Annotated in this window: 18 protein-coding genes, 1 tRNA gene and 3 rRNA genes; 20 read left to right on the top strand and 2 right to left on the bottom strand. The window is 53.0% G+C overall.

Going from position 1 to position 25002, the window contains the following annotated elements:
• The first annotated feature begins 22 nt into the window (after nucleotides 1-22).
• The 5 genes from xylE to E7745_RS02520 all read left to right on the top strand — a co-directional run bounded on the left by xylE (nucleotide 23) and on the right by E7745_RS02520 (nucleotide 6005).
• The gene (gene xylE, locus E7745_RS02540) at nucleotides 23-1504 is read left to right on the top strand and encodes a D-xylose transporter XylE (protein ID WP_123398499.1); all 1482 of its coding nucleotides are present in this window, start codon (nucleotides 23-25) and stop codon (nucleotides 1502-1504) included.
• Nucleotides 1505-1568: 64 nt separating this feature from the next.
• The gene (locus E7745_RS02535; RefSeq protein WP_107032763.1) at nucleotides 1569-3107 is read left to right on the top strand and encodes an alpha-N-arabinofuranosidase; all 1539 of its coding nucleotides are present in this window, start codon (nucleotides 1569-1571) and stop codon (nucleotides 3105-3107) included.
• A 108-nt stretch (nucleotides 3108-3215) separates the two neighbouring features.
• Entirely contained in the window at nucleotides 3216-3884 is a 669-nt protein-coding gene (locus E7745_RS02530) for a bifunctional 4-hydroxy-2-oxoglutarate aldolase/2-dehydro-3-deoxy-phosphogluconate aldolase (protein ID WP_107032762.1), read from the top strand.
• A 122-nt stretch (nucleotides 3885-4006) separates the two neighbouring features.
• Nucleotides 4007-5170, top strand: coding sequence for a mannonate dehydratase (gene uxuA, locus E7745_RS02525; RefSeq protein WP_136408237.1), 1164 nt, complete (start codon nucleotides 4007-4009; stop codon nucleotides 5168-5170).
• Between the two features lie 22 nt (nucleotides 5171-5192).
• Entirely contained in the window at nucleotides 5193-6005 is an 813-nt protein-coding gene (locus tag E7745_RS02520; RefSeq protein ID WP_136408236.1) for an SDR family oxidoreductase, read from the top strand.
• A gap of 101 nt (nucleotides 6006-6106) precedes the next feature.
• Here E7745_RS02520 and rbr read toward each other — a convergent pair whose 3' ends face one another.
• Together rbr and glmS are read right to left on the bottom strand one after the other, a co-directional pair.
• The gene (rbr, locus tag E7745_RS02515; RefSeq protein WP_107032759.1) at nucleotides 6107-6691 is read right to left on the bottom strand and encodes a rubrerythrin; all 585 of its coding nucleotides are present in this window, start codon (nucleotides 6689-6691) and stop codon (nucleotides 6107-6109) included.
• 168 nt (nucleotides 6692-6859) lie between these two features.
• Entirely contained in the window at nucleotides 6860-8707 is a 1848-nt protein-coding gene (gene glmS / locus E7745_RS02510; protein WP_136408235.1) for a glutamine--fructose-6-phosphate transaminase (isomerizing), read from the bottom strand.
• Nucleotides 8708-9510: 803 nt separating this feature from the next.
• Here glmS and E7745_RS02505 point away from each other — a divergent pair.
• The 15 genes from E7745_RS02505 to atpA all read left to right on the top strand — a co-directional run bounded on the left by E7745_RS02505 (nucleotide 9511) and on the right by atpA (nucleotide 24983).
• Nucleotides 9511-11043, top strand: a 16S ribosomal RNA gene (locus E7745_RS02505).
• A 163-nt stretch (nucleotides 11044-11206) separates the two neighbouring features.
• Nucleotides 11207-11280 (top strand) — tRNA-Ile (locus E7745_RS02500).
• Between the two features lie 188 nt (nucleotides 11281-11468).
• Nucleotides 11469-14378: ribosomal RNA gene (locus E7745_RS02495) — 23S ribosomal RNA — on the top strand.
• Between the two features lie 163 nt (nucleotides 14379-14541).
• Nucleotides 14542-14650: ribosomal RNA gene (gene rrf / locus E7745_RS02490) — 5S ribosomal RNA — on the top strand.
• Together the 16S, 23S and 5S rRNA genes with 1 tRNA gene alongside form the textbook arrangement of a ribosomal RNA operon.
• Nucleotides 14651-15012: 362 nt before the next feature.
• Nucleotides 15013-15381, top strand: coding sequence for an NADH-quinone oxidoreductase subunit A (locus E7745_RS02485; protein ID WP_107033109.1), 369 nt, complete (start codon nucleotides 15013-15015; stop codon nucleotides 15379-15381).
• Entirely contained in the window at nucleotides 15372-15980 is a 609-nt protein-coding gene (locus E7745_RS02480; protein WP_136408234.1) for an NADH-quinone oxidoreductase subunit B, read from the top strand. Before E7745_RS02485 ends, E7745_RS02480 begins: the two co-directional genes overlap by 10 nt.
• A gap of 39 nt (nucleotides 15981-16019) precedes the next feature.
• A complete protein-coding gene (locus E7745_RS02475) occupies nucleotides 16020-17654 on the top strand; it encodes an NADH-quinone oxidoreductase subunit C (protein WP_107033111.1) in 1635 nt (544 codons plus the stop codon).
• A gap of 87 nt (nucleotides 17655-17741) precedes the next feature.
• Nucleotides 17742-18818: an NADH-quinone oxidoreductase subunit NuoH gene (nuoH, locus tag E7745_RS02470; protein ID WP_107033112.1), complete on the top strand. Its 1077-nt coding sequence runs from the start codon at nucleotides 17742-17744 to the stop codon at nucleotides 18816-18818.
• Nucleotides 18819-18911: 93 nt separating this feature from the next.
• A complete protein-coding gene (atpD, locus tag E7745_RS02465) occupies nucleotides 18912-20417 on the top strand; it encodes a F0F1 ATP synthase subunit beta (protein WP_107033113.1) in 1506 nt (501 codons plus the stop codon).
• Nucleotides 20418-20472: 55 nt separating this feature from the next.
• Nucleotides 20473-20712, top strand: coding sequence for a F0F1 ATP synthase subunit epsilon (locus tag E7745_RS02460; protein ID WP_123397846.1), 240 nt, complete (start codon nucleotides 20473-20475; stop codon nucleotides 20710-20712).
• 11 nt (nucleotides 20713-20723) lie between these two features.
• Nucleotides 20724-21875 carry a F0F1 ATP synthase subunit A gene (atpB, locus tag E7745_RS02455; RefSeq protein ID WP_124075938.1) on the top strand — a complete coding sequence of 384 codons (1152 nt, stop codon included), beginning with the start codon at nucleotides 20724-20726 and terminating at the stop codon, nucleotides 21873-21875.
• 35 nt (nucleotides 21876-21910) lie between these two features.
• Entirely contained in the window at nucleotides 21911-22162 is a 252-nt protein-coding gene (gene atpE, locus E7745_RS02450) for an ATP synthase F0 subunit C (protein ID WP_162496197.1), read from the top strand.
• A gap of 25 nt (nucleotides 22163-22187) precedes the next feature.
• Nucleotides 22188-22685 (top strand): F0F1 ATP synthase subunit B, encoded by a 498-nt coding sequence (gene atpF, locus E7745_RS02445; protein ID WP_107033116.1) that lies wholly within the window; start codon nucleotides 22188-22190, stop codon nucleotides 22683-22685.
• A gap of 153 nt (nucleotides 22686-22838) precedes the next feature.
• A complete protein-coding gene (locus tag E7745_RS02440; protein WP_123397848.1) occupies nucleotides 22839-23384 on the top strand; it encodes a F0F1 ATP synthase subunit delta in 546 nt (181 codons plus the stop codon).
• A gap of 27 nt (nucleotides 23385-23411) precedes the next feature.
• Complete coding sequence (gene atpA, locus E7745_RS02435; protein ID WP_136408233.1) at nucleotides 23412-24983, top strand: F0F1 ATP synthase subunit alpha; 1572 nt, start codon at nucleotides 23412-23414, stop codon at nucleotides 24981-24983.
• The last annotated feature ends 19 nt before the right edge of the window (nucleotides 24984-25002 follow it).

Here is a 25002-nt window from a genome sequence, read left to right as displayed (position 1 = left end):
ATCCAAAACTTCTTACCACACCATGAATTATCCCCAGAATGGAAGCAAGACTTATCTTTTTTCGATAGTACTTGTCGCAGTGCTCGGAGGCCTGCTTTTCGGCTATGACACAGCCGTTATTTCAGGAGCTGAAAAAGGTCTTCAGGCATTTTTCCTCGGAGCAAAAGATTTTGTTTATACAGACACAATTCACGGCATCACTTCGTCAAGCGCGTTGTTGGGCTGTATCATAGGCAGTGCCATTTCCGGCTTCTTCGCATCTTATTTCGGCCGCAAGCGCTCGCTTGCAATAGCCGGAGTGTTCTTTTTCCTTTCGGCGCTCGGCAGCTATTACCCGGAATTCATGCTTTTTGATCATGGCGTTCCTTCGGCAAGTCTGCTGGTCGCTTTTAATTTTTATCGTATTCTCGGCGGTATCGGCGTGGGTCTGGCCTCGGCCATCTGCCCGATGTATATAGCCGAAGTCGCTCCTTCGAATATCCGAGGCACACTCGTGTCGTGGAACCAGTTTGCCATCATCTTCGGTCAGCTTGTAGTATATTTTGTCAACTTCCTCATCCTCGGCGAACACACTCAGCCCATCATTGAGAAAATCAGCGAGACAATCTATCAGGTTTCTGACAAATCAGACCTCTGGACCATTCAGACCGGATGGCGCTACATGTTCGGCAGCGAGGCTTTTGTAGCCGGCATCTTCACCATACTTGTGTGTCTGGTCCCTGAGTCGCCCCGCTATCTCGCGCTCGTAGGCAAAGACGAAAAGGCCCTTATGGTGCTTTCGCATATCAACGGTTATGAAAAGGCCAAAGAGGTTCTCGGCCAGATCAAGCAGACCGTCGAGGTCAAGAGCGAGAAGCTTTTCTCTTTCGGCGTGATGGTTATCTTTGTCGGCGTGATGCTTTCTGTGTTCCAGCAGGCCGTAGGTATCAACGCTGTGCTTTACTATGCTCCGCGTATTTTCGAATCGATGAACATGGGTAATCCGATGGTTCAGACCGTCATCATGGGCATTGTCAACATCACCTTCACTCTTGTCGCTGTATTCTCCGTCGAGAAACTCGGCCGCAAGCCTCTGCTCATCTGGGGCTCGATCGGCATGGCTGTCGGTGCGTTCGGCGTAGCTGCCTCCAACCTTGTGGAAGTCAATCCGCTCGTGCCCGTGGTTTCTATCATGGTCTACTCGGCTTCGTTTATGTTCTCATGGGGCCCGATCTGCTGGGTGCTCATCGCCGAAATTTTTCCCAACACCATCCGCTCAGCTGCGGTGGCTATCGCCGTTGCCTTCCAGTGGATCTTCAACTTCATAGTGTCGTCAACATTCGTTCCGATGTACAACATGACTCTCGGCGACATGGGCGACAAGTTCGGCCATATGTTCGCCTATGCGCTCTACGGTGTGATCTGTATCGTAGCCGCATGGTTTGTTGCCTCTCTTGTGCCTGAGACCAAGGGCAAGACTCTTGAGGATATGACAAACCTCTGGCGCAAGCGCGACGGCAAATAAGAACAGTTTTTTTACAACCTCTAAATTTTCTGACGGGTTACAATTTCTAAAGTTAAATAAGATTATGAATATTAAATCATTATCATTAGCATTTGCCACAGCCGCATTATCGCTGACTGCCGCTGCGGCCGGAAAAGTTAATGTCAGCCTGAATCCCACAGACTCGGCTCCTGTGATCGAACCAGAAATCTACGGTCAGTTCACCGAACATCTCGGCCGTTGCATCTATGGCGGCATATGGGTAGGGGAGGATTCTGAAATTCCCAATACCAGAGGCTATCGCAACGATGTGCTGGAAGCCATCCGTGAGCTCAAGGTGCCCGTGATGCGCTGGCCCGGCGGATGTTTCGCCGATGAATATCACTGGATGGACGGAATCGGTCCGCGCGAGCAGCGTCCGAGAATGGTCAACACCAACTGGGGCGGTACCGTGGAGGACAATTCATTCGGCACCCATGAGTTCCTTGATCTCTGTGAACTCACCGGCGTGGAGCCGTATATCAGCGGTAATGTCGGAAGCGGTTCTGTCGAGGAACTTGCCAAATGGGTAGAATATATGACAGCCAATGACGGCCCTATGGCAAAACTTCGCAAGGAAAACGGCCGCGAAAAGCCCTGGAAACTCAAATATCTCGGTATCGGCAACGAAACCTGGGGCTGCGGCGGCAACATGACTCCCGAATATTATTCGGATATCTATCGCCGTTACGCTACCTACTGCCGCAATTTCAACGGCAACCAGCTCTATAAGATCGGCTGTGGTGCGGATGCCTATAACTACAACTGGACAGATGTCTGCATGAAGAATGCCGGGCGCATGATGGACGGTATCTCGCTTCACTACTATTGTGTCGACGACTGGTCCAATAAAGGCGCGGCACGCGAATTTGATCAGGATGGATACTATTGGCTCATGGGCAAAGCATTTGATATCGATACCCTTATCAGAGCCCACTCGCAGATCATGGACAAGTATGATCCGGAAAAGCGTGTAGGCCTCCTCGTTGACGAATGGGGCACATGGTGGGAAGTGGAACCCGGAACAAATCCCGGACACCTCTATCAGCAGAACACCATGCGCGACGCGCTCGTGGCAGCTCTGTCGCTCAACGTCTTCAACTCTCACGCTGACCGTGTGCGCATGGCCAACATAGCCCAGTTTGCCAACGTGCTTCAGGCCATGCTCCTGACCAAGGATGAATTCATGGTAAAGACCCCCACATTCTATGTGTTCAAGAGCTATGCCGCCCATCAGGGAGCCCGTCTGGTGCCGCTCACCACTGACGCCGGGCTGATGACCGTAAGAAAAGGCCGTACGGTGCCCGTGCTGACGGCTTCGGCTTCGGTCAAAGACGGTGTGACCACTGTGTCTCTTGTCAATGTCCTGCTTGACAAGCCGCAGGAAGTTGTCATTGATCTCGGTGGCATCAAGGCCTCGAAGGTCAGCGGCGAAGTACTGACAGCGGCCGATGTGCATGACTATAACGATTTCGGGCAGGCTGAAAAGGTGGCTCTGAAGCCTTTCTCTGGTGCGAAAATCAAAAACGGCAAGGTCACTCTGACAATGCCGGCCCACTCGATAGTCACTCTGAGCCTGAATTGACAGATCATTTGGCAGGGAGGCTACAATAAGAGGCTCCCTGCCTACGTTTTATTCTTTGGAAGAATTTATACCAAATCGTACAATCAATTATTACCTTCAATCACAAAAATGGCTAAATTTGATAAAATCGCAGTTCTCGCCAAGATGGGCGAGACCGGTGTTGTCCCGGTGTTCTATCACAAGGATGCTGAAGTGGCAAAACAAGTAGTGAAAGCCTGCTATGACGGAGGCGTGCGCGCTTTCGAATTCACTAACCGAGGCGACTTTGCTCACGAGGTCTTTGCAGAAGTTGTTAAATTCGCTGCCAAGGAATGCCCTGACATGGCAATGGGTGTAGGCTCTATCGTTGATCCCGCCACTGCCGCTCTCTATATCCAGCTTGGCGCCTGCTTCATTGTCGGCCCGCTCTTCAACCCCGAAGTGTCGCGCGTCTGCAACCGCCGTCTCGTTCCCTACACCCCCGGCTGTGGCACAGTAAGTGAAGTCGGTGCAGCTCAGGAAACCGGCTGTGACCTCTGCAAGTGCTTCCCCGGCGACGTTCTCGGCACCAAGTTTGTCAAAGGTCTTCTCGCTCCGATGCCCTGGACCAAGCTCATGGTCACCGGTGGCGTTGAACCGACCAAGGAAAATATCGAAGGTTGGATCAAGGCCGGCGTATGGTGTGTCGGAATGGGATCCAAGCTCTTCCCGAAAGATCGCGTAGCCGCTCAGGACTGGGCATATGTGACCGAAAAATGTCGCGAAGCCCTCTCTTATGTGGCTGAAGCCCGTAAATAATTCAGATGATCTCCGGACATCAATATCGCTGACGGCGTGTTTCTGGTTGGATTTTCGATCCGGAACACGCCGTCAGGTTTTTTTAAGAGTTTCATAGAAATACAATTTTTACAAGTAATTTAATGGAAAAGACATGGCGTTGGTTTGGCCCTAATGACAAGATCACTCTTGAAATGCTCCGTCAGATCGGAGTAGAGGGCATCGTGACCGCTCTCCATCATATTCCCAACGGAGAGGTGTGGTCACTTGACGAAGTGAATCGGATGAAAGACTTTATCGAGGCCGCAGGTCTCCGCTGGAGCGTGGTCGAGAGTCTTCCGGTTTCAGAGTCGATAAAATATGGCGGTGAAGACCGCGATCAGCTGATTGAAAACTACAAGGAATCGCTGCGCAATCTCGGCAAATCGGGAATCAGGACCGTCTGCTACAACTTTATGCCTGTCCTCGACTGGGCGCGTACAGATCTTGAATATCCGAATCCCGACGGGACCTCCAATCTATATTTCAACTTCGGCGAATTCGCCTATTTCGATATCCATATCCTGCATCGCAAGGATGCTGCCCGCGATTATGATGAAGTAACTCTTGCCCGTGTCGACGAACTCCGCAAAGTCATGACACCGGAAGGGAAGAAGCGCCTGGTTGACAACATCATTGTCAAAACCCAGGGCTTTGTCAACGGAAACATTTCTGAAAACGATCTTGATCCCGTGCAAAAATTCCGTGACCTTCTTGCCCTCTATGACGGCATCGACGCCGGCAAACTCCGTGAGAATATGGCCTACTTCCTGAATGCCATCATGCCGGTCTGCCGTGAATATGATATAAACATGTGCGTGCATCCCGATGATCCCCCACGGCCGATTCTCGGCCTGCCGCGAATCGTAACCTGCGATGCAGACATCCGGGCGTTTCTTGACGCCGTGCCTGATCCGCACAACGGTCTGACTTTCTGCGCAGGCTCGCTCAGCGCCGGTGTCCACAACGATATCCCCGCTCTGGTCCGCAAATATGCCTCCCGCACTCATTTTGTCCATGCACGAATCTGCAACGTGCTCCCCAACGGCGATTTCAAAGAGTCGACCCATCTCGATCAGCGCCTGATCGACGTAGTGCGCACTTTCGAGCGTGAGCGTCCCGGAGTCCCGATGCGTGTTGACCACGCTCCGCTTATGCTCGGTGATGAAAAGATGGGCTACAATGCCGGCTACTCTTTCCACGGACGTATGCTTGCTCTCGGAATGGTTTCAGGCATAATGGCCACAGTCCACACAGAGAATACCTAACATAGAAATAAAGAAAAAGATAATGAACGAATTGTTTTCAGTAAAAGACCAGGTGGTGGTTATCACCGGCGGCACCGGTGTGCTCGGCCGCTGCATTGCCGAATATCTTGCCACAGAAGGAGCCAAAGTCGTGATTCTCGGTCGCCGTAAGGAAGAGGGCGATGAGATCGTAGCTGAAATCGCTGCCAAAGGCGGAGAAGCCATGTTTCTTGTGACAGATGTCATGAACGCTGAAATCCTGCAGGCCAACTGCGACGAAATCATGGCGAAATATGGTCGTGTCGATGCTCTTCTCAACGCTGCCGGCGGGAATATGCCGGGTGCCACTATAGCTCCGACCGGCAATTTCTTCGATGTAGAGATCGAGGCCTTCAAGACCGTGCTCAATCTCAACTTGACAGGCACGGTGCTTCCCACCCAGATTTTCCTGCGCCCGATGGTAGAGGCCGGCAAGGGCTCTATAGTCAACTTCTCGTCGATGGCGGCATTCCGCCCGATGACCCGTGTACTCGGCTATGCCGCAGCCAAGGCCGGAATCTCTAACTTCACTGCTTTCCTTGCAAATGAGGTAGCCACGAAGTTCACTCCCTCGATCCGCGTCAATGCTATCGCTCCCGGCTTCTTCCTCACCAACCAGAACCGTGCGCTTCTGACCAACCCTGACGGATCTCTGACCCAGAGAGGTGCCGATGTAATTCGCCAGACTCCCTTCAAGCGCTTCGGCAAGCCGGAAGAACTATGTGGAACCATCCAGTATCTCATCTCTGACGCCGCAAGTTTTGTCACCGGAACTGTAGCCGTGGTCGACGGCGGCTTCAACGCCTTTGCCATGTAACGGACATATTTCATCTTATAAAAGTCATGGCCGTGCCGCATAGGGCATAGCCATGACTTTTATATTATAGCCGGTATATTTATAGCCGGAAGCCTCTGGTCTTAGAGTTCGTCCATGTCAAGTGCGATGTAGTGCTGATAGGGATGATCGCAGGCAGGACATACTTTGGGCGGTTCCTTGCCTTCAAACACATAGCCGCAGACCAGACACTGCCATTTGATCTTATGGTCGCGTTTCCAGACTGTGCCGTCCTTGACCTGTTTCAGATAGGCTTCGAAGCGGGCTTTGTGGCGGGTTTCGATTTCTGCGATAGCACGGAAATGTTCCGCGATTTCCGGAAATCCTTCCTTGTCGGCAACCTTGGCTGCATTGGTGTACATCTTGATGCCCTCGTTCTGTTCTTCCTTGATGGCGATCTCCAGATTTTCAGCGGTGCTTCCTATGACACCGGCATCCACATCCATATTCGCGCCGACAACTCCGCCCTCAAGAAATTTGAAGAAAACTTTGCCGTGGCGCATCTCATTGTCGGCTGTATTGCGGAAAATCTCGCCGATCGGAAAATAGTTTTCCTTGTCGGCCTGTGATGCGTAGAAGTTGTAGCGGGTGTAAGCGCTTGATTCAGCCATATAGGCTATCACCAGATTTTTTTCGGTTTCTGTGCCTTTGATACTTTTTTTAGCCATAGTATTATAATTATGTTTTTGAGTGTTGTTTTGTTTGTAAATTTCCTTGTCCTATATAAACCTCCGCGGTAACAGAAAGGTTGAGTCGGGAGATCAAAAAAGAGCAGCTGCCGTCGGCCCGGTGGCTCGGCGGCAGTTGCTCTTTATATAATAGGTGATAGACCGGATTTATTCCACGGTTACTGATTTTGCAAGGTTGCGGGGCTGGTCTACATCTTTGCCCTTGTTGACGGCAATGTAGTAGGCGAGCAGCTGCAAGGGTATCGAAGCCACGAGCGGAGTGAGACATTCGGGAACTTCGGGTATCTCGATGCAGAAGTCGGCAATATCATTCATGGCCTTGTTGCCCTTCGAAACGATAGCCACAACAGCGCCTCCGCGTGATTTCACCTGCTGCACATTCGAAATGATCTTGTCATAGAGCGAGTCGCTCGGAGCGATGATCACACTCGGCATGTCGTGGTCGATCAGTGCGATCGGGCCGTGCTTCATTTCTGCGGCGGGATAGCCTTCGGCGTGAATATAGGAAATCTCTTTCAGCTTCAGAGCGCCTTCGAGCGCGGTAGGGTAGTTGTAGCCGCGGCCGAGATAGAGGAAGTTGTGGGCATAGGAGAAGATGCGTGAGAGTTTCATAACTTCCGGATCCACCTTAAGAGCTTCCTCGATGGTTTCGGGAATTTTGTCGAGAGCCGAGAGCACTTCATGGAGTGTGGCGTCATCAATGGCTCCGCGGAGCTGGCCCACGGAAAGAGCGAGCAGCGTCAGCACTGTCACCTGACCGGTGAAGGCTTTGGTTGATGCGACACCGATCTCCGGACCTACGTGAATGTAGGTTCCTGAATCGGTGGTGCGGGGAATGGATGCTCCGACCACGTTGCAGATGCCATAGACAAACGCACCCTTGGCTTTGGCAAGCTCGATGGCAGCCAGAGTGTCGGCGGTTTCGCCTGACTGGCTGATGGAGATGACGATGTCTTTTTCGTTAAGCACCGGATTGCCGTAGCGGAATTCAGAAGCATATTCCACTTCGACAGGCATTTTGCAGAAGTCCTGGATCAGATGCTTGCCGATCAGTGCGGCGTGCCATGATGTTCCGCAGGCCACGAGAGTGATGCGTTCGGCTGATTTGAAGCGCTCCTGGTTGAGATCGACTCCTGAGAGGGTCACCCGGCGGCAATTGTCTACGATACGTCCGCGCAGACAGTCGCGCAGTGTAGAGGGTTGCTCGAAAATTTCTTTAAGCATGAACGTGTCATAGCCTCCCTTTTCAAGCTGGGCAAGTGACAGTTTTAACTTCTGGATATTGATTGTGGAGGGCTCGTTGTTGAACAGTGAGAGCACCTGCACGGGTTCGCCGCGACGGATCACGCCGATTTCGTTGTCCTTGAGATAGATCACCTGGTCTGTATAGCCCACTATGGGTGTGGCGTCAGATGCGATGAATGTTTCATCCTCGCCCACACCGATTACCAGGGGAGAACTTTTGCGGGCCACTATCAGGGTGTCGGGCTCGTTCTGTTCTACTACAGCGATCGCATACGCGCCGTCAACCTGAAGGAGGGCTTCGCGCACTGCTTCAAGCAGAGTGCATGATGAGGTGAGTTTGATATATTCTATAAGCTGCACCAGCACTTCGGTGTCGGTTTCGCTTTTGAATTCATAGCCATGCTCCATGAGCACCTTCTTCAGCACAGCGTAGTTTTCGATCGTGCCGTTGTGTACCAGTGCGATCATGCCGCTCTGCGACATGTGGGGGTGAGCATTGATGTCATTGGGTTCGCCGTGTGTGGCCCAGCGGGTATGGGCGATGCCGAGATGGCCTTCGACGTTGGCGCCGGAGGCAATGCTTTCAAGATTTGACACCTTGCCCTGTGATTTATGTATCTTCAGTTTTCCGTCGCAATCCACCAGAGCCACGCCGGCGCTGTCATAACCACGGTACTCAAGACGCTTGAGACCTTGAATCAGGATGTCATAAGCTCGGTTTGAACCGATATAGCCAACAATTCCGCACATAAGTTGTATAAAAAAAGTTGTGTTTTAGTGTCGTCTTTCACAAATTCCCCTTTTTGAGACAGTGATAATCTGACTGATTAAGAAATTAAATTATAAACATGATTAATATTGAAGCCAAAGTCTGAACGGGATGAAATCAGCGTATTCCGGAGCATAACGGTTAAAAAGATGCTGATGCCAGCGGATCGAGAAATCATACCTAAGGATACTGAACCCGAACTTAACTCAAATATTTTGCAAAGGTAGGATATTTAAGCCGATTTTCCAACTGATTTATTATTATATAATGTAAGATTAGCCGAAGTGTTAAATTTTCGTTAAAACACCATGAAAAATTTGGAGGGAATTGGGGAAATGTCTACCTTTGCACTCGCTTTTGAGAAGCAAGGCCTGCAGCGGCAGACTGATAGAAGATATAACGCTGGAAATGGTAGATCGGTTCGCCGGTCAAATCTTAAGAAAGGTTAAAATCTTCAGAAAAATTTGCGAGATTCAAATAAAGGTTGTACCTTTGCAAAGTTTTCCACTGACCGCCACGGCGATCGAGAAAGCAACGAGAGAACATTGAAATATTTGCAACATAACGAAGTAGTACAAGAGTCAAATCTTCTACACGATAGAAGAAGCGATCTCTGTTAATTTCCAAGATCCGGCGTTTAGACCGATAGTCAGTCAAGGACAGCGGGGAGCGATCCCTGCGATCTCTGAGGTTTCTGTGAAAGCAAAAAGAAATAACAGAACAAACGGTCTGTATTTTAGCTTTGCTTTTTTTTAATAAAGAAGAAAAGAAAAATATATAGACAACAACGAAGAGTTTGATCCTGGCTCAGGATGAACGCTAGCGACAGGCTTAACACATGCAAGTCGAGGGGCAGCGGGGAGGTAGCAATACTTCCGCCGGCGACCGGCGCACGGGTGAGTAACACGTATGGAACCTGCCCGTAGCAGGGGGATAAGCGGAAGAAATTCCGTCTAATACCGCGTAATAACTCCGAGAGGCATCTCTTGGGGTTTAAAGGGTGACACCGGCTACGGATGGCCATGCGGCGCATTAGCTAGTTGGCGGGGTAACGGCCCACCAAGGCGACGATGCGTAGGGGTTCTGAGAGGAAGGTCCCCCACACTGGTACTGAGACACGGACCAGACTCCTACGGGAGGCAGCAGTGAGGAATATTGGTCAATGGGCGCGAGCCTGAACCAGCCAAGTCGCGTGAGGGAAGACGGTCCTATGGATTGTAAACCTCTTTTGTCGGGGAGCAAAAGACGCCACGCGTGGCGTTCCGAGAGTACCCGAAGAAAAAGCATCGGCTAACTCCGTGCCAGCAGCCGCGGTAATACGGAGGATGCGAGCGTTATCCGGATTTATTGGGTTTAAAGGGTGCGCAGGCGGAAGATCAAGTCAGCGGTAAAATTGAGAGGCTCAACCTCTTCGAGCCGTTGAAACTGGTTTTCTTGAGTGAGCGAGAAGTATGCGGAATGCGTGGTGTAGCGGTGAAATGCATAGATATCACGCAGAACTCCGATTGCGAAGGCAGCATACCGGCGCTCAACTGACGCTCATGCACGAAAGTGTGGGTATCGAACAGGATTAGATACCCTGGTAGTCCACACAGTAAACGATGAATACTAATTGTTCGGGGAGAATGATCCCTGAGTGATACAGCGAAAGCGTTAAGTATTCCACCTGGGGAGTACGCCGGCAACGGTGAAACTCAAAGGAATTGACGGGGGCCCGCACAAGCGGAGGAACATGTGGTTTAATTCGATGATACGCGAGGAACCTTACCCGGGCTCAAACGACACAGGAATACTTTTGAAAGGAGGTAGCTCTACGGAGCCTGTGTCGAGGTGCTGCATGGTTGTCGTCAGCTCGTGCCGTGAGGTGTCGGCTTAAGTGCCATAACGAGCGCAACCCCCATCGCCAGTTACCAGCAAGTCAAGTTGGGGACTCTGGCGAGACTGCCGGCGCAAGCTGTGAGGAAGGCGGGGATGACGTCAAATCAGCACGGCCCTTACGTCCGGGGCGACACACGTGTTACAATGGCAGGTACAGAGAGAAGCAATGCGGCGACGCAAAGCGGAACTTGAAAGCCTGTCTCAGTTCGGATTGGAGTCTGCAACTCGACTCCATGAAGCTGGATTCGCTAGTAATCGCGCATCAGCCATGGCGCGGTGAATACGTTCCCGGGCCTTGTACACACCGCCCGTCAAGCCATGGAAGCCGGGAGTGCCTGAAGTGTGCAACCGCAAGGAGCGCCCTAAGGTAAAACTGGTGACTGGGGCTAAGTCGTAACAAGGTAGCCGTACCGGAAGGTGCGGCTGGAACACCTCCTTTCTGGAGCGGAAATCTCAACGACAACGACACAACGGTCAGACGGACCGAAGGAAACGCCGGAGAGCGGAGCAATCCGCCTCTTGATACTGCTTCACAGTTGCAACTATATATTAATCCCCACACAAGCGGATTCCCAGCAGTCCTTCCTTAAGGGATTAAGCACAGTCCCTTAGCTCAGTTGGTTAGAGCGCTACACTGATAATGTAGAGGTCGGCAGTTCAACTCTGCCAGGGACTACTCAAAAAAGAGGACATTGACATATTGGAAGCGAAGAAGATACAATCTTCAAGCAAACACAACGAGTAAATCAAATCAAGCGAAACACGAGGTAAACAAACTTCGCGTTTCTGAAATCAGACAAAAGACTGAACAATTTCAGAGAGCGAGCCGCGTGATGTTCGAACCGATTGAAAACTAAGGTCATAAAGAAAGGAGAGAAGGGCACATGAAGGATGCCTGGGCTCTCGGAGGCGATGAAGGACGTGATAAGCTGCGATAAGCTGCGGGAAGGAGCAAATATCCCTTGATCCGCAGATTTCCGAATGGGGCAACCCACTGCCCGAACAGGCAGTATCTTCCGAATGGAAGAGGCGAACTTGGGGAACTGAAACATCTCAGTACCCAAAGGAAAAGAAAATAACCCAATGATTGCGCCAGTAGTGGCGAGCGAACGCGCAAGAGCCCAAACCGGCGGTGTTCAGGCACTGACCGGGGTTGTAGGACCGTCAGCAAATGGACAGTCAGAAGTTAGCCGAAGCCTCTGGAAAGGGGCGCCGCAGCGGGTGACAGCCCCGTAGGCGAAAACAGACGACTGACAGAGACGGCACCTGAGTAAGCCGGGACACGAGAAATCCTGGCCGAATCCGCGGGGACCATCCCGTAAGGCTAAATACTACCGAGAGACCGATAGCGAACCAGTACCGTGAGGGAAAGGTGAAAAGAACCTCGAACAGAGGAGTGAAACAGACCCTGAAATCATGTGCCTACAAGCGGTCGGAGCTGCTTCGTGCAGTGACGGCGTGCCTTTTGCATAATGAACCTACGAGTTACCGTCGTTGGCGAGGCTAAGTCCACGGATGGACGGAGCCGAAGCGAAAGCGAGTCAGAATATGGCGCAATCTAGTCAGCGGCGGTAGACGCGAAACCAAGTGATCTACCCTTGGGCAGGTTGAAGGTGGGGTAACACCCACTGGAGGACCGAACCGGTAAGCGTTGAAAAGCTTTCGGATGACCTGAGGGTAGGAGTGAAAGGCCAATCAAACTTGGAGATAGCTCGTACTCCCCGAAATGCATTTAGGTGCAGCCTCGGGCGCAGTACCGTGGAGGTAGAGCGACTGATAGGATGCGAGGGCTTCACCGCCTATCAAGTCCTGACAAACTCCGAATGCCACGGCACGATCCCCGGGAGTGAGGGCGCGGGTGCTAAGGTCCGCGTCCGAGAGAGGAACAACTCAGACCACCGTCTAAGGCCCCCAAATCCGGGCTAAGTTGAAGACAATAACGAGGTGGGATTGCAAGGACAGCTAGGATGTTGGCTTGGAAGCAGCCATTCATTTAAAGAGTGCGTAACAGCTCACTAGTCGAGTGATCCCGCATGGATAATAATCGGGCATAAGTCCGGTGCCGAAGACGTGGAATCGACGGTTAAACCGTTGATTGGTAGGGGAGCATTCCGGTAGCCGCAGAAGGTCAGGCGCGAGCCTGGCTGGAGGTCCCGGAAAAGCAAATGTAGGTATAAGTAACGACAAAGGGGGCGAGAAACCCCCTCGCCGCAAGACCAAGGGTTTCTGATCAACGCTAATCGGATCAGAGTCAGTCGGGACCTAAGGCACAGCCGCAAGGCGCAGCCGATGGAAGAAACGGTCAACATTCCGTTACTCCCTTCAGGAGTGACGTGGAGACGGAGAAGTGACACTCCCGCGTGCTGACGGAATAGCACGTTAAACCGCGTAGGTATATCTGAGGCAGGCAAAACCGCCTCAGATGCTGAAACGGGACAGTACGGAGAGCCCCCGTGGCAATCCGACAGCGGAGGTAATCAGGCTCCCAAGAAAATCCGCTAAACTTAATCCTGAAGGGACCCGTACCCCAAACCGACACAGGTGGTCGGGTAGAACATACCAAGGCGCTCGAGAGATTCACGGTTAAGGAACTAGGCAAATTGACCCCGTAACTTCGGGATAAGGGGTCCCCTCCTTCGCGGGAGGGGCGCAGAGAATAGGTCCAGGCAACTGTTTAACAAAAACACAGGGCTGTGCGAAATTGAAAGATGAAGAATACAGCCTGACACCTGCCCGGTGCCGGAAGGTTAAGAGGAGATGTCATCGCAAGAGAAGCATTGAATTGAAGCCCCGGTAAACGGCGGCCGTAACTATAACGGTCCTAAGGTAGCGAAATTCCTTGTCGGGTAAGTTCCGACCTGCACGAATGGTGTAATGATCCGGACACTGTCTCAACCGTGAGCTCGGTGAAATTGTAGTATCGGTGAAGATGCCGATTACCCGCAACGGGACGAAAAGACCCCGTGAACCTTTACTGCAGCTTAGCACTGTGACCGGGTGTGCGATGTGTAGGATAGTCAGGAGACAGAGAATCGGTGACGCCAGTCATCGTGGAGTCGACGTTGAAATACTGACCTTTGCACATCTGGTTTCTAACGCGCATCGGCGCGGACACTGCTTGGTGGGTAGTTTGACTGGGGTGGTCGCCTCCAAAAGCGTAACGGAGGCTTCTAAAGGTGCGCTCAGGCCGATTGGTAACCGGCCGCAGAGTGTAATGGCACAAGCGCGCTTGACTGAGAGACAGACAAGTCGAACAGGTAGGAAACTAGAGCATAGTGATCCGGTGGTTCCGCATGGAAGGGCCATCGCTCAAAGGATAAAAGGTACTCCGGGGATAACAGGCTGATCCCTCCCAAGAGCTCATATCGACGGAGTGGTTTGGCACCTCGATGTCGGCTCGTCACATCCCGGGGCTGGAGAAGGTCCCAAGGGTTAGGCTGTTCGCCTATTAAAGTGGCACGCGAGCTGGGTTCAGAACGTCGTGAGACAGTTCGGTCTCTATCTGTTGTGGGCGCAGGAGATTTGCGAGGCCCCGACACTAGTACGAGAGGACCGTGTTGGACCGACCTCCGGTTTACCGGTTGTTCCGCCAGGAGCACCGCCGGGTAGCCGCGTCGGGTAAGGATAAGTGCTGAAAGCATCTAAGCACGAAGCCCCCCTCAAGATAAGATCTCCACATAAGGGCCGTTTAAGACGAAGACGTAGATAGGTCGCAGGTGCAGGTGCGGTAACGTACACAGCCGAGCGATACTAATCGCCCAAACCCTTTCTTGGGAGCAATCCCAAACACACAAAAACAATTTCAGCCGGCAGAACATCAAAGCAACGGCAAACGATAACAAAGCCTCTGGTTCAGTTCAGAGCGTCTGAAATACAAACTCGCGAGATAGCTGAAGAACATCAGCTTCGCTTCCAGTCACCTCTTTTTTAACGATACTAAGGTGGCCATAGCGTGAGGGCTCCACCTCTTCCCATTCCGAACAGAGAAGTTAAACCTCACCACGTCGATGATACTACGAAAGTGGGAAAGTAGATAACCGCCCCCTCTAAACCGCGGACCGGATCCTGTCACAGCGACAGCTTCCGGCCCGCTTTTTTTATATCCCTTCTTCTGCAATTACTCTGCTTCGGGATATCCCCACCCCCCCAGCAATCCTCACCGCAATCCCCCACCAATCGCAATCCCCCCGCGCTCCGGCATCCACCTTTTGGTTTGGCCGCTTTGGCTAAGATTGTCGGTTTTAGGTATATATTGTTATAAAGCATCTAAAAAAGTTTGGGGAGTTTTGGGAAATTTTGACTATATTTGCACTGCGATTCGGGATTTTTGTGCCCGTTGGAGTCCTAATGTTGGCTTATCGCACTGGAATACAGTGTATTATAGTAAAGAAACCGTATTAATTACTTTATGATAGCATTGGCAATTCAGAATGTGACCCTTGCTGTTGTGGCGCTCTTGACGGGCGTTGCTCTTGTCGCCATCGCTTTATGGCTTGCGGGTCTCATTTCTCCACGTTCGTTCAACCCGCAGAAGGGTGAGGCTTATGAGTGCGGTATTCCTACCAGAGGTGAGTCTATGGCTCAGTTCAAGGTGGGATATTATCTTTTTGCCATACTCTTCCTGATGTTTGACGTAGAAACCGTGTTTCTCTATCCCTGGGCAGTGAGAGTCCATGAGCTTGGAACCTCAGGCCTCACGGCGATCGCAGTCTTTTTTGGAATCATTGTGCTGGGCCTTGTCTATGCCTGGCGGAAAGGAGCTCTTGAATGGAAGTAACTACTCAAGGCATGCCCTACGAGGCATGGAAGGACAACGAATACATCGAGGATCTTGTCAAGATACTTCAGGAGAGCGGCACCAACGTGGTTGTCGGTTCTTTTGACAAACTTATCAACTGGGGGCGTTCCAACTCTATCTGGCCGCTCACCTTTGCCACCAGTTGCTGCGGCATCGAATTTGTGTCGCTTGGAGCCGCCCGTTATGACATGGCGCGATTCGGCTGGGAAGTTGCCCGTGCCTCGCCACGTCAGGCCGACTTCATGATGGTGGCCGGTACGATTGTCCACCGCATGGTGCCCGTGTTCCGCCGTCTCTATGATCAGCTGGCAGAGCCGAAATATGTGATTGCCTGCGGCAGCTGCGCCATCTCCGGCGGTCCGTTCAAGAAGAGCTATCACGTGGCTATGGGCATTGAGGATATTGTCCCGGTAGATGTATTCATCCCCGGCTGTCCTCCCCGTCCGGAAGCCATGATCTATGGTATCATGCAGCTCTCACGCAAGATCAAGGTCGAGAAGTTCTTCGGAGGTGTCAACCGCCAGGAAAAGCAGGCCGAATTTCTTAAAGCACATCCGGTTCCCGGAGTGAACGACTGATTTCATTGATAATACACCACATTATTATACACATATAATATGTCCAACATCCGGGAAAAGATCTCAACGCTGTTGCCTGAGGCTGTCATTGAAGACGGCGATATAATGCAGGTGACCGTACCCGACGCCAAGTGGCACGATTTCGCGAAGACCCTTCGCGACGACGCTGACCTCTCATTTGATTTCCTTGTGACAATCGTGGGTATGGACTGGAAGGAAAACGGTATGGGCTGTGTCTATTACCTCACTTCCACAAAATTCAACACTCACCTCGCCGTGAAGGTCATGGCCACCGGTGACCGTGAGCGTCCGCTCATCCATTCGATTTTCGATCTCTGGGCCATCGCGACCGTCTATGAACGCGAGGTCTATGACTTCTTCGGGATCATCTTCATCAACAACCCCGATATGCGCCGCCTCTTCCTCAATCTCGACTGGAAAGGCTATCCCCTGCGCAAGGATTATGACGAAGATCCTTCGATCAACCCTGTCTCGATTGAAAACGAACGCCAGACTGACTTCACCGACGTCTGGACCGAGACTGCCGACGGAAAAATCGAAAAGCACGAGCGCCGCATCTTCCAGCCGGAAGACTTCGTGGTCAACATCGGCCCGCAGCACCCGGCAACCCACGGTGTGCTTCGTTTCCGCACTGCAATTGACGGCGAGACCATCAAGAAGATCGATATCTACCTCGGCTATATCCACCGCGGAGTTGAAAAGATATGCGAGAAGCTGACTTATCCGCAGACCCTCCACTTCATGGACCGTCTCGACTACTTCTCGGCGCATCCCTATCACCACTGTCTCTGCATGCTCATCGAAGAGGCCGCAGGCATCGAAATCTCGCGCCGTGCCCAGGTGATCCGAGTGCTCATGGACGAGCTTTCGCGCATCGCCTCCCACTGTCTCTTCATCGGCACCTACTGCATGGACCTCGGCGCGACCACCATGCTCTTCTACACCCTCCGTGTCCGCGAGCAGATTCTCGACATCATGGAGAAGACCTGCGGCGCGCGCATGACTTTCAACTATGACTGCATCGGTGGCGTAATGCAGGATCTGCATCCCGACTTCGTGAAAGATGTCCACGCGCTTCTCGACGTGCTCCCCGCAAACATCAAGGAGTACAACAAGATATTCACCGGTAACGTCATTGCCCGCAACCGAATGGAAAACGTCGGTGTGCTCACCCGTGAAGACGCCATTTCCTGGGCTGTGACAGGCCCCAACGGCCGAGGCTCAGGCTGGGCCTGCGACGTGCGCAAGTGTGCCCCCTACAGCATCTACTCCGAACTCGATTTCGAAGAAGTGGTGCGCGAGGAAGGCGACTCGATGGCCCGTTTCAAAGTCCGCATGGACGAAATGGTCCAGAGCGCGCGCATCATCGCACAGCTTGTCGACAACATTCCCGAAGGCGATTACTGCGTGAAGGTGCCCAAAGTGCTCAAGCTCCCCGTAGGCCACTGGTTCAAGATGGTCGAAGGCTGCCGCGGCACGTTCGGAATCTATCTTGAAAGCGACGGCACAACAAGTCCCTATCGTCTTAAGATAGCACCTCCGTGTCTTCCTGCCGCAGCTGTGGTCGACCACATCACCGACGGCCAGAAGATCGCCGACCTTATCACAATCGGAGGTTCGCTTGACTATATCGTTCCTGACATCGACCGCTGATCCGGATCTGATGCCGCAGAAACAGAATTCAAGTGAAAAAATACGAGTCAACAAACACAGAGAGTAAACTATAAGTAACTTTTCAATATGCAAGACTTATCAGTAGGAACCGCCTGGCTTCATTCTTTCCTCACGGACTACATCCCCGAATGGGCTGCCGTGACCCTCGAATGTCTGCTCATCGGAGTAGGGTTGATGCTGCTCTATGCAGTCCTGGCCCTTTTCTACATTCTTTTCGAGCGTAAGGTGTGCGCCTATTTCCAGTGCCGTCTCGGCCCGAACCGTGTAGGCCCCTGGGGCTTGATGCAGAGTATCGCCGATATGTTCAAGATTCTCATCAAAGAGCTTATCTCGCTGAACCATATCGACAAATTTCTCTTCGCACTGGCTCCATATTTGGTAATCATAGCCTCGATGCTCGCTTTTGCCGTGCTTCCGTGGGGCAATGGACTTCAGATCATCGACTTCAACGTCGGCATCTTCTTCCTCCTTGCCGTCTCTTCGATCGGCGTGCTTGGCATTCTTCTGGCAGGATGGTCATCAAACAATAAGTTTACCCTCATCGGCGCCCTTCGTTCAGGCGCGCAGATGGTCAGCTATGAGCTCTCGATGGGACTTTGCGTGGTGACAATGGTTGTCATGGCCGGCACAATGTCGGTAGGAGGCATTGTTGAAGCCCAGAGTCATCTGTGGTTCATCTTCTCAGGCCACATTCCGGCCATCATCGCCTTTGTGATCTTCATGATCGCCGGCACAGCCGAAACCAACCGCGGCCCGTTTGACCTTCCTGAAGCCGAAAGTGAGCTTACCGCCGGCTATCACACCGAATATTCCGGTATTCACTTCGGATTTTTCTATCTTGCCGAATATCTCAACCTCTTCATCGTGTCAGGTGTCGCCGCCCTCCTTTTCTTCGGCGGCTGGATGCCTCTCCACATCCCCGGACTTGACGCTTTCAACCACGTAATGGACTATATACCATCGTTTGTGTGGTTCATCGGCAAGGCGATCGCACTTTCATTCATCATCATCTGGTTCAAGTGGACTTTCCCCCGTCTGCGCATCGACCAGCTGCTGACACTCGAATGGAAATACCTTCTTCCGATCAATCTGTTCAACCTTGTGCTCATGGTAATTGTTGTAACATTCGGATTGTATCTCTAAACACAAAAAATATCTCTCACACAAAATAAACTAACCAAACGGCCGGCCATCAGACCAACTGACAGGCCTGCTCGCCAAAAAACTATAAACGCGATGAGTGAAAAATTCGGCAAGATCGCCCAGGTAATCGGTCCTGTGGTCGACGTGATTTTCGATGGTGAAGACAATCTCATCCCCCCGATCTACACGGCTCTCAAGGTAACACGTCCGGAGGGAGGAGAGCTCATTCTCGAAGTTGAGCAGCATATCGGCGAAGACACCGTGCGCTGTGTGGCTATGGAGAGTACCGACGGTCTTCGCCGCGGAATGCGTGTCGACAACCTCGAACGTCCCATCGCCGTTCCGACCGGCGAGCAGGTGAAAGGCCGACTCCTTAACGTGATCGGCGATGCCATCGACCGTCTTCCCGAACTGAAGCGCGAAGAACTCCGCCCGATCCATCAGCCTGCGCCGAAATTCGACGATCTGACAATCGGCACCGAAATTCTCTTCACCGGCATCAAGGTCATCGACCTTCTCGAACCCTACAGCAAGGGTGGTAAGATCGGTCTGTTCGGTGGCGCCGGTGTGGGCAAGACAGTGCTCATCATGGAGCTCATCAACAACATCGCCAAAGGCCACAACGGCTTCTCGGTGTTCACCGGTGTCGGCGAGCGTACCCGTGAAGGCAACGACCTTCTGCGCGAGATGATTGAGAGCGGCGTAATGAAATATGGCAAGAAATTTGAAGAAGGCATGGAAAAAGGCGAGTGGAACCTCGCTGATGTCGACATGGACCAGGTGGCCCAGTCGCAGGCAACCCTTGTCTTCGGTCAGATGAACGAACCTCCGGGCGCACGTCTGCGTGTGGCTCTTTCAGGCCTCACCGTGGCCGAGCAGTTCCGCGATCAGGACGGCGGTGGCAAGGACATCCTTCTCTTCATCGACAACATCTTCCGTTTCACCCAGGCCGGATCGGAAGTGTCGGCGCTCCTCGGCCGTATGCCTTCGGCTGTAGGCTATCAGCCCACCCTCGCATCTGAAATGGGTGCCCTGCAGGAACGAATCACCTCAACCAAAAACGGCTCGATCACCTCAGTCCAGGCCATCTACGTGCCTGCCGATGACTTGACCGACCCCGCGCCTGCCACCACCTTCAGCTTCCTTGACGCCACCACAGTGCTCTCGCGTAAGATCTCCGAGCTCGGCATCTATCCCGCCGTAGACCCTCTGGAATCAACCTCGCGAATCCTCGACCCGAACATCATCGGCGAAGACCACTACAATACCGCGCAGGCTGTCAAGCAGCTTCTTCAGAAATACAACGAGCTTCAGGACATCATCGCCATCCTCGGTGTCGATGAACTTTCCGACGAAGACAAACTCGTGGTAGCCCGCGCCCGTCGCGCCCAGCGCTTCCTCTCGCAGCCATTCCACGTGGCCGAGCAGTTCACCGGCCTGCCCGGTGTCATGGTACCCCTGAGCGAGACCATCCGCGGCTTCAAAATGATTCTCTCCGGAGAGATGGACGAATATCCCGAACAGGCATTCCTCAACGTCGGCACCATCGACGAAGCCATCGAAAAGGGCAAGAAACTCCTTGCGGAAGTTTCGAAATAAGCCTCCCTCCCCAGCAAACCACTCCACCCGAATCTCTCAAAACAGCAGATAAAGCATGATACTAAAAGTCATCTCGGCAGAAGACATCCTCTTTCAGGGAGAAGTCAAAGCAGTGCATCTTCCCGGTGCGCTCGGCGCCTTCACCGTCCTTCCCGGCCATGCCGCTCTGATCTCAACTCTGACCCCCGGTGAAATCCGCTACACCGCGGCCGCCGGAGGCGAAGAGCAGCGCATCAGCGTCAGTGGCGGAATAGTCGATGTCGACAGCAACATCGTGTCAGTCTGCATATATTAATAATGGTGATGATGAAACGAAATATTCTCGCAGCAATCGCAATGGCCTTTGTGGCCCTTCTGCTTCCCCTTGCGGGCCGCGCCTCCGGTCATGAGGCCGACTCCCAGGAGAAAAGCGGAGCCGTTGACGCCCAGGGCATCATCTTCGAGCACCTTGGCGACCGCTACGGCTGGGAAGTGCCGTTCAATCACCACAAGAGCATACCCCTGCCTGTAATAGTCTGGGGCAGTGACGGACTCCACGTATTCTCCTCGGCGCGAGTGGACCACGGAAAGGAATACCGCGACGGCTCGGCGCTTTTCCGCATAGCCGGAAAAGACAGCCCCTACAAGGGAAAAGTAGTGGAGATAATCGACGGCAAGGAAGTGAAACCCGCCGTTGACATCTCCATCACCAAAAACGTCTGCGGCGTCTTCATCGCAGTCCTGCTGGTCATCTGGAGCATCCTTTCGGTTGCCCGCTGGCACCGCAACCAGGGCCTCAAAGCCCCACGCAAGATGACCGGAGCCATCGAATTTGTGATCCTCTTCATCTATGACGGTGTCATCAAACCCACCCTCAAAAACAAGGCCAACAAATTCGCCCCCTATCTTCTGACAGTATTCTTCTTCATTCTCGTGATGAACCTCCTGGGCCTGATAGTGATCTTCCCCGGCGGCGCCAACCTCACAGGCAACATAGCCGTGACTCTCGTGCTTGCCATAATCACCTTCCTGATCACCAACATCTTCGCCACCAAACACTACTGGAAAGAAATCTTCAACCCCGATGTGCCCTGGTGGCTCAAATGGCCCCTCCCGATCATGCCTATCATCGAAATCTTCGGCGTGTTCACCAAACCCGCAGCGCTGACAGTCCGTCTATTCGCCAACATGATGGGCGGCCACATGATCGTGATCGTGCTCACCCTCCTCATCTTCATTTTCGCAGCTATGGGTCCGGTCGTGACCGGCGCCACAGCCGTGGTCAGCATCATCTTCTCGGTGTTCATGCTTCTGATCGACGTGCTTGTGAGCTTCATCCAGGCCTACGTGTTCACCATGCTCTCGACCCTCTTCATAGCCCTCGGCCAGGAAGAAGGCCATCATGAAGACCACAAGAAGGAAGAAGACCCCCACGCCCCCGGCCTCCCGGCCTCCACGGGCACAGAAACCCACGCATAACCAAAAAAATCAAAATAACCCTTTAATCTCCCGCAATTATGTTAGCAATGATTTTAGCAGCTATCGAAGGAACCCTCGGCATCGGCGTTTGCATCGGTGCAGCAATCGCAGCAATTGGCGCCGGCATCGGCATCGGCAAGATCGGTGGATCCGCCATGGAAGCTATCGCACGTCAGCCCGAATCAACCGGCGACATCCGCAGTAACATGATCGTTATCGCCGCCCTTATCGAAGGTGTGGCCCTCTTCGCTGTTATCGTTTGTATCCTCGCAATGTTTGTGGGCTGATCTCCAAGCTTCATCTATCTGAAAAATGGAACTTTTCACGCCTGATTTCGGTCTGATATTCTGGATGTTCGTATCGTTCGCCATCCTCTTCTTCGTCCTGTGGAAGTGGGGCTGGCCGGCGATCATGAAAGGAGTGTCTGACCGAGCCGACCTCATCGACAAAGGTGTGGAGTATGCTCAAAATGCCAAACAACAGCTTGACCATGCCCGCGAAGAGGCGGATAAATACATAGCCGACGCCCGTCGCCAGCAGGCCGACATGCTCCGCGAAGCCGACAAGATGAAAACCCAGATCATCGAAGAAGCCCGCTCCGCAGCGCAGACCGAAGCCAAAAAGGTGATGGACGCAGCAAAAGTGTCAATCGAACAGGAACGCAAGCAAGCCGAGCAGCAGTTCCGCAACGAAGTCTCGTCATTTGCCCTCGACATCGCACAGAAAGTCGTCCGCAACCAGATGAAAGACGAAAAAGCCCAGGAACAGCTCGTAAGCTCTCTGCTTGACGAAATGGAAAAACAGAACTGATATCCCTCCAGCCGTACCGGGCCGGCAGCCACTCTGGCCGTCAGCTCCGGAACGGCAAGGGCAAGAACCTCAGCTCCGCATTTCCGGCAGCCTCCCCTCTAAACTTCCACTACTCTCATCATCCGTTAACCCTAAGGTTCCAACCACCAAGCAATGAATCAAGGTCTCATCCCAAGCCGATACGCAAAAGCGCTTTTCGAGTTTGCCTCCGAGAAGAAGGCCGACCGACGCATCTATGACCTGATGCACGCACTTGAAAGCTCCTTCGCTTCCGAGCCGTCGCTCCAGCAGGCCGTAGGCAACCCCTTCATCCCTGCAGCCGACAAGATGAAACTCCTGACAACCGCTGCCGGAGCCTCAGGAAACGATGAAGTCTATGCCCGCTTCCTGCAGCTTTTAGCTGACAACAACCGCCTTGATGCCGCCCGTGACATAGCTCTCGCCTACATGAAGCTATATCGCAGCCAGCATCACATCTACCTTGTCACCGTCACCTCTGCCGCCCCGATGGCGCAGGCCGAGGAAGAACGGCTACGCAAACTCATCCTCCGCCATCTCGACGGCGGAACAATGGAGTATCACCATCGCGTCGACCCCTCCCTCATAGGAGGCTTCACCGTAACAATCAACAACGAGAAGCTTGACGCCTCTGTGGCCGATGAACTCAAACAATTGCGTCTGAAACTTTTAAGCAACTAACCAACTTCACATCCCCCTCATACCAAAATGATAAACCCAAGCGAGATTTCTCAGGTCTTAAAACAGCAGCTGGAGAACGTCAGCTCCAAAGTGTCTTTCGAAGAGACAGGAGTTGTTCTGGAAGTAGGCGACGGAGTAGCCCACGTCTACGGTCTCGACAATGTCTGCGCCAACGAGCTTGTAGAATTTGAAAACGGAGTGAAAGGTGTAGCCCTCAACCTTGAGGAAAGCAATGTGGGTGTCATCCTCCTCAACGAAATCAACAACGTTACTGAAAACATGACCGTCAAGCGCACAGGCGAGATCGCCTCGATCCACGTAGGCGACGGCGTGTTCGGTCGCGTGATCAACGTACTCGGCGAACCTATCGACGGCCGCGGCCCAATCCAGGGCGAACTCTTCCCCATGCCCCTCGAACGCAAGGCCCCCGGCGTTATTTTCCGTCAGCCCGTCAAGCAGCCGCTCCAGACAGGTCTGAAAGCAATCGACTCAATGGTGCCCATTGGCCGCGGACAGCGCGAGCTCATCATCGGCGACCGCCAGATCGGCAAGACAGCCATCGCCATTGACACCATCATCAACCAGCGCGCAAACTTCGAGGCAGGAAAACCTGTCTACTGCATATACGTGGCCATCGGACAGAAAGCATCGTCCGTAGCAGCCATCGTTGAGACCCTCCGTCAGCACGGAGCGCTCGACTACACCGTGGTAGTCGCAGCCACCGCCGCCGACTCCGCATCAATGCGCTACTACGCCCCCTTTGCCGGAGTAGCCATCGGCGAATACATCCGCGACACCGGCCGCGATGCCCTCATCGTCTATGACGACCTCTCGAAGCAGGCCGTGGCCTATCGTGAGATCTCGCTCATCCTCAAGCGCCCCTCAGGCCGCGAAGCATATCCCGGCGATATCTTCTATCTCCACAGCCGTCTGCTCGAACGTGCCGCCAAAATCATCGACAACCAGCAGGTGGCAAGCCAGATGAATGACCTTCCAGCCTCGCTCAAAGACAGAGTCAAAGGCGGCGGCTCGCTCACCGCGCTCCCTATCATCGAGACCCAGGCAGGTGACGTTTCGGCCTACATCCCCACCAACGTGATCTCGATCACCGACGGCCAGATCTTCCTCGAAACCGCTCTCTTCAACCGAGGCATCCGCCCGGCCATCAACGTAGGTATCTCCGTGTCGCGTGTGGGCGGTAACGCGCAGATCAAATCAATGAAAAAAGTGGCCGGCACGCTCAAGATCGACCAGGCACAGTTCCGCGAGCTCGAATCGTTCACCAAATTCGGCGGCGACATCGACCCAGTGACCGCCCGCGTCATCGACAAAGGCCGCAAAAACGAACGCCTGCTCATCCAGCCTCAGTACGCCCCGATGAAGGTCGAAGACGAAGTGGCCGTCATCTACTGCGGCACCAAAGGGCTGCTTGAAAACGTGCCCATCGACAAAGTTGCCGAGTTCGAGAAAAACTTCCTCCAGCTCGTCAACACAAAATATCCCGAAGTCATGGAGTCAATCCGCGCCGGAAAGCTTGATGACGACATCACCGCCAAGCTCACCGAAGCAGCGGCTGAAATTTCGGGATCATATAAATAAGAAGAACAGCAACCAAAGC

The organism is Duncaniella sp. C9 (assembly GCF_004803935.1).
Classification (GTDB): Bacteria; Bacteroidota; Bacteroidia; order Bacteroidales; family Muribaculaceae; genus Duncaniella; species Duncaniella muris.
The sequence above is the reverse complement of the archived record's forward strand: the minus strand, read 5'-3'. Positions and strand labels throughout refer to the sequence as shown.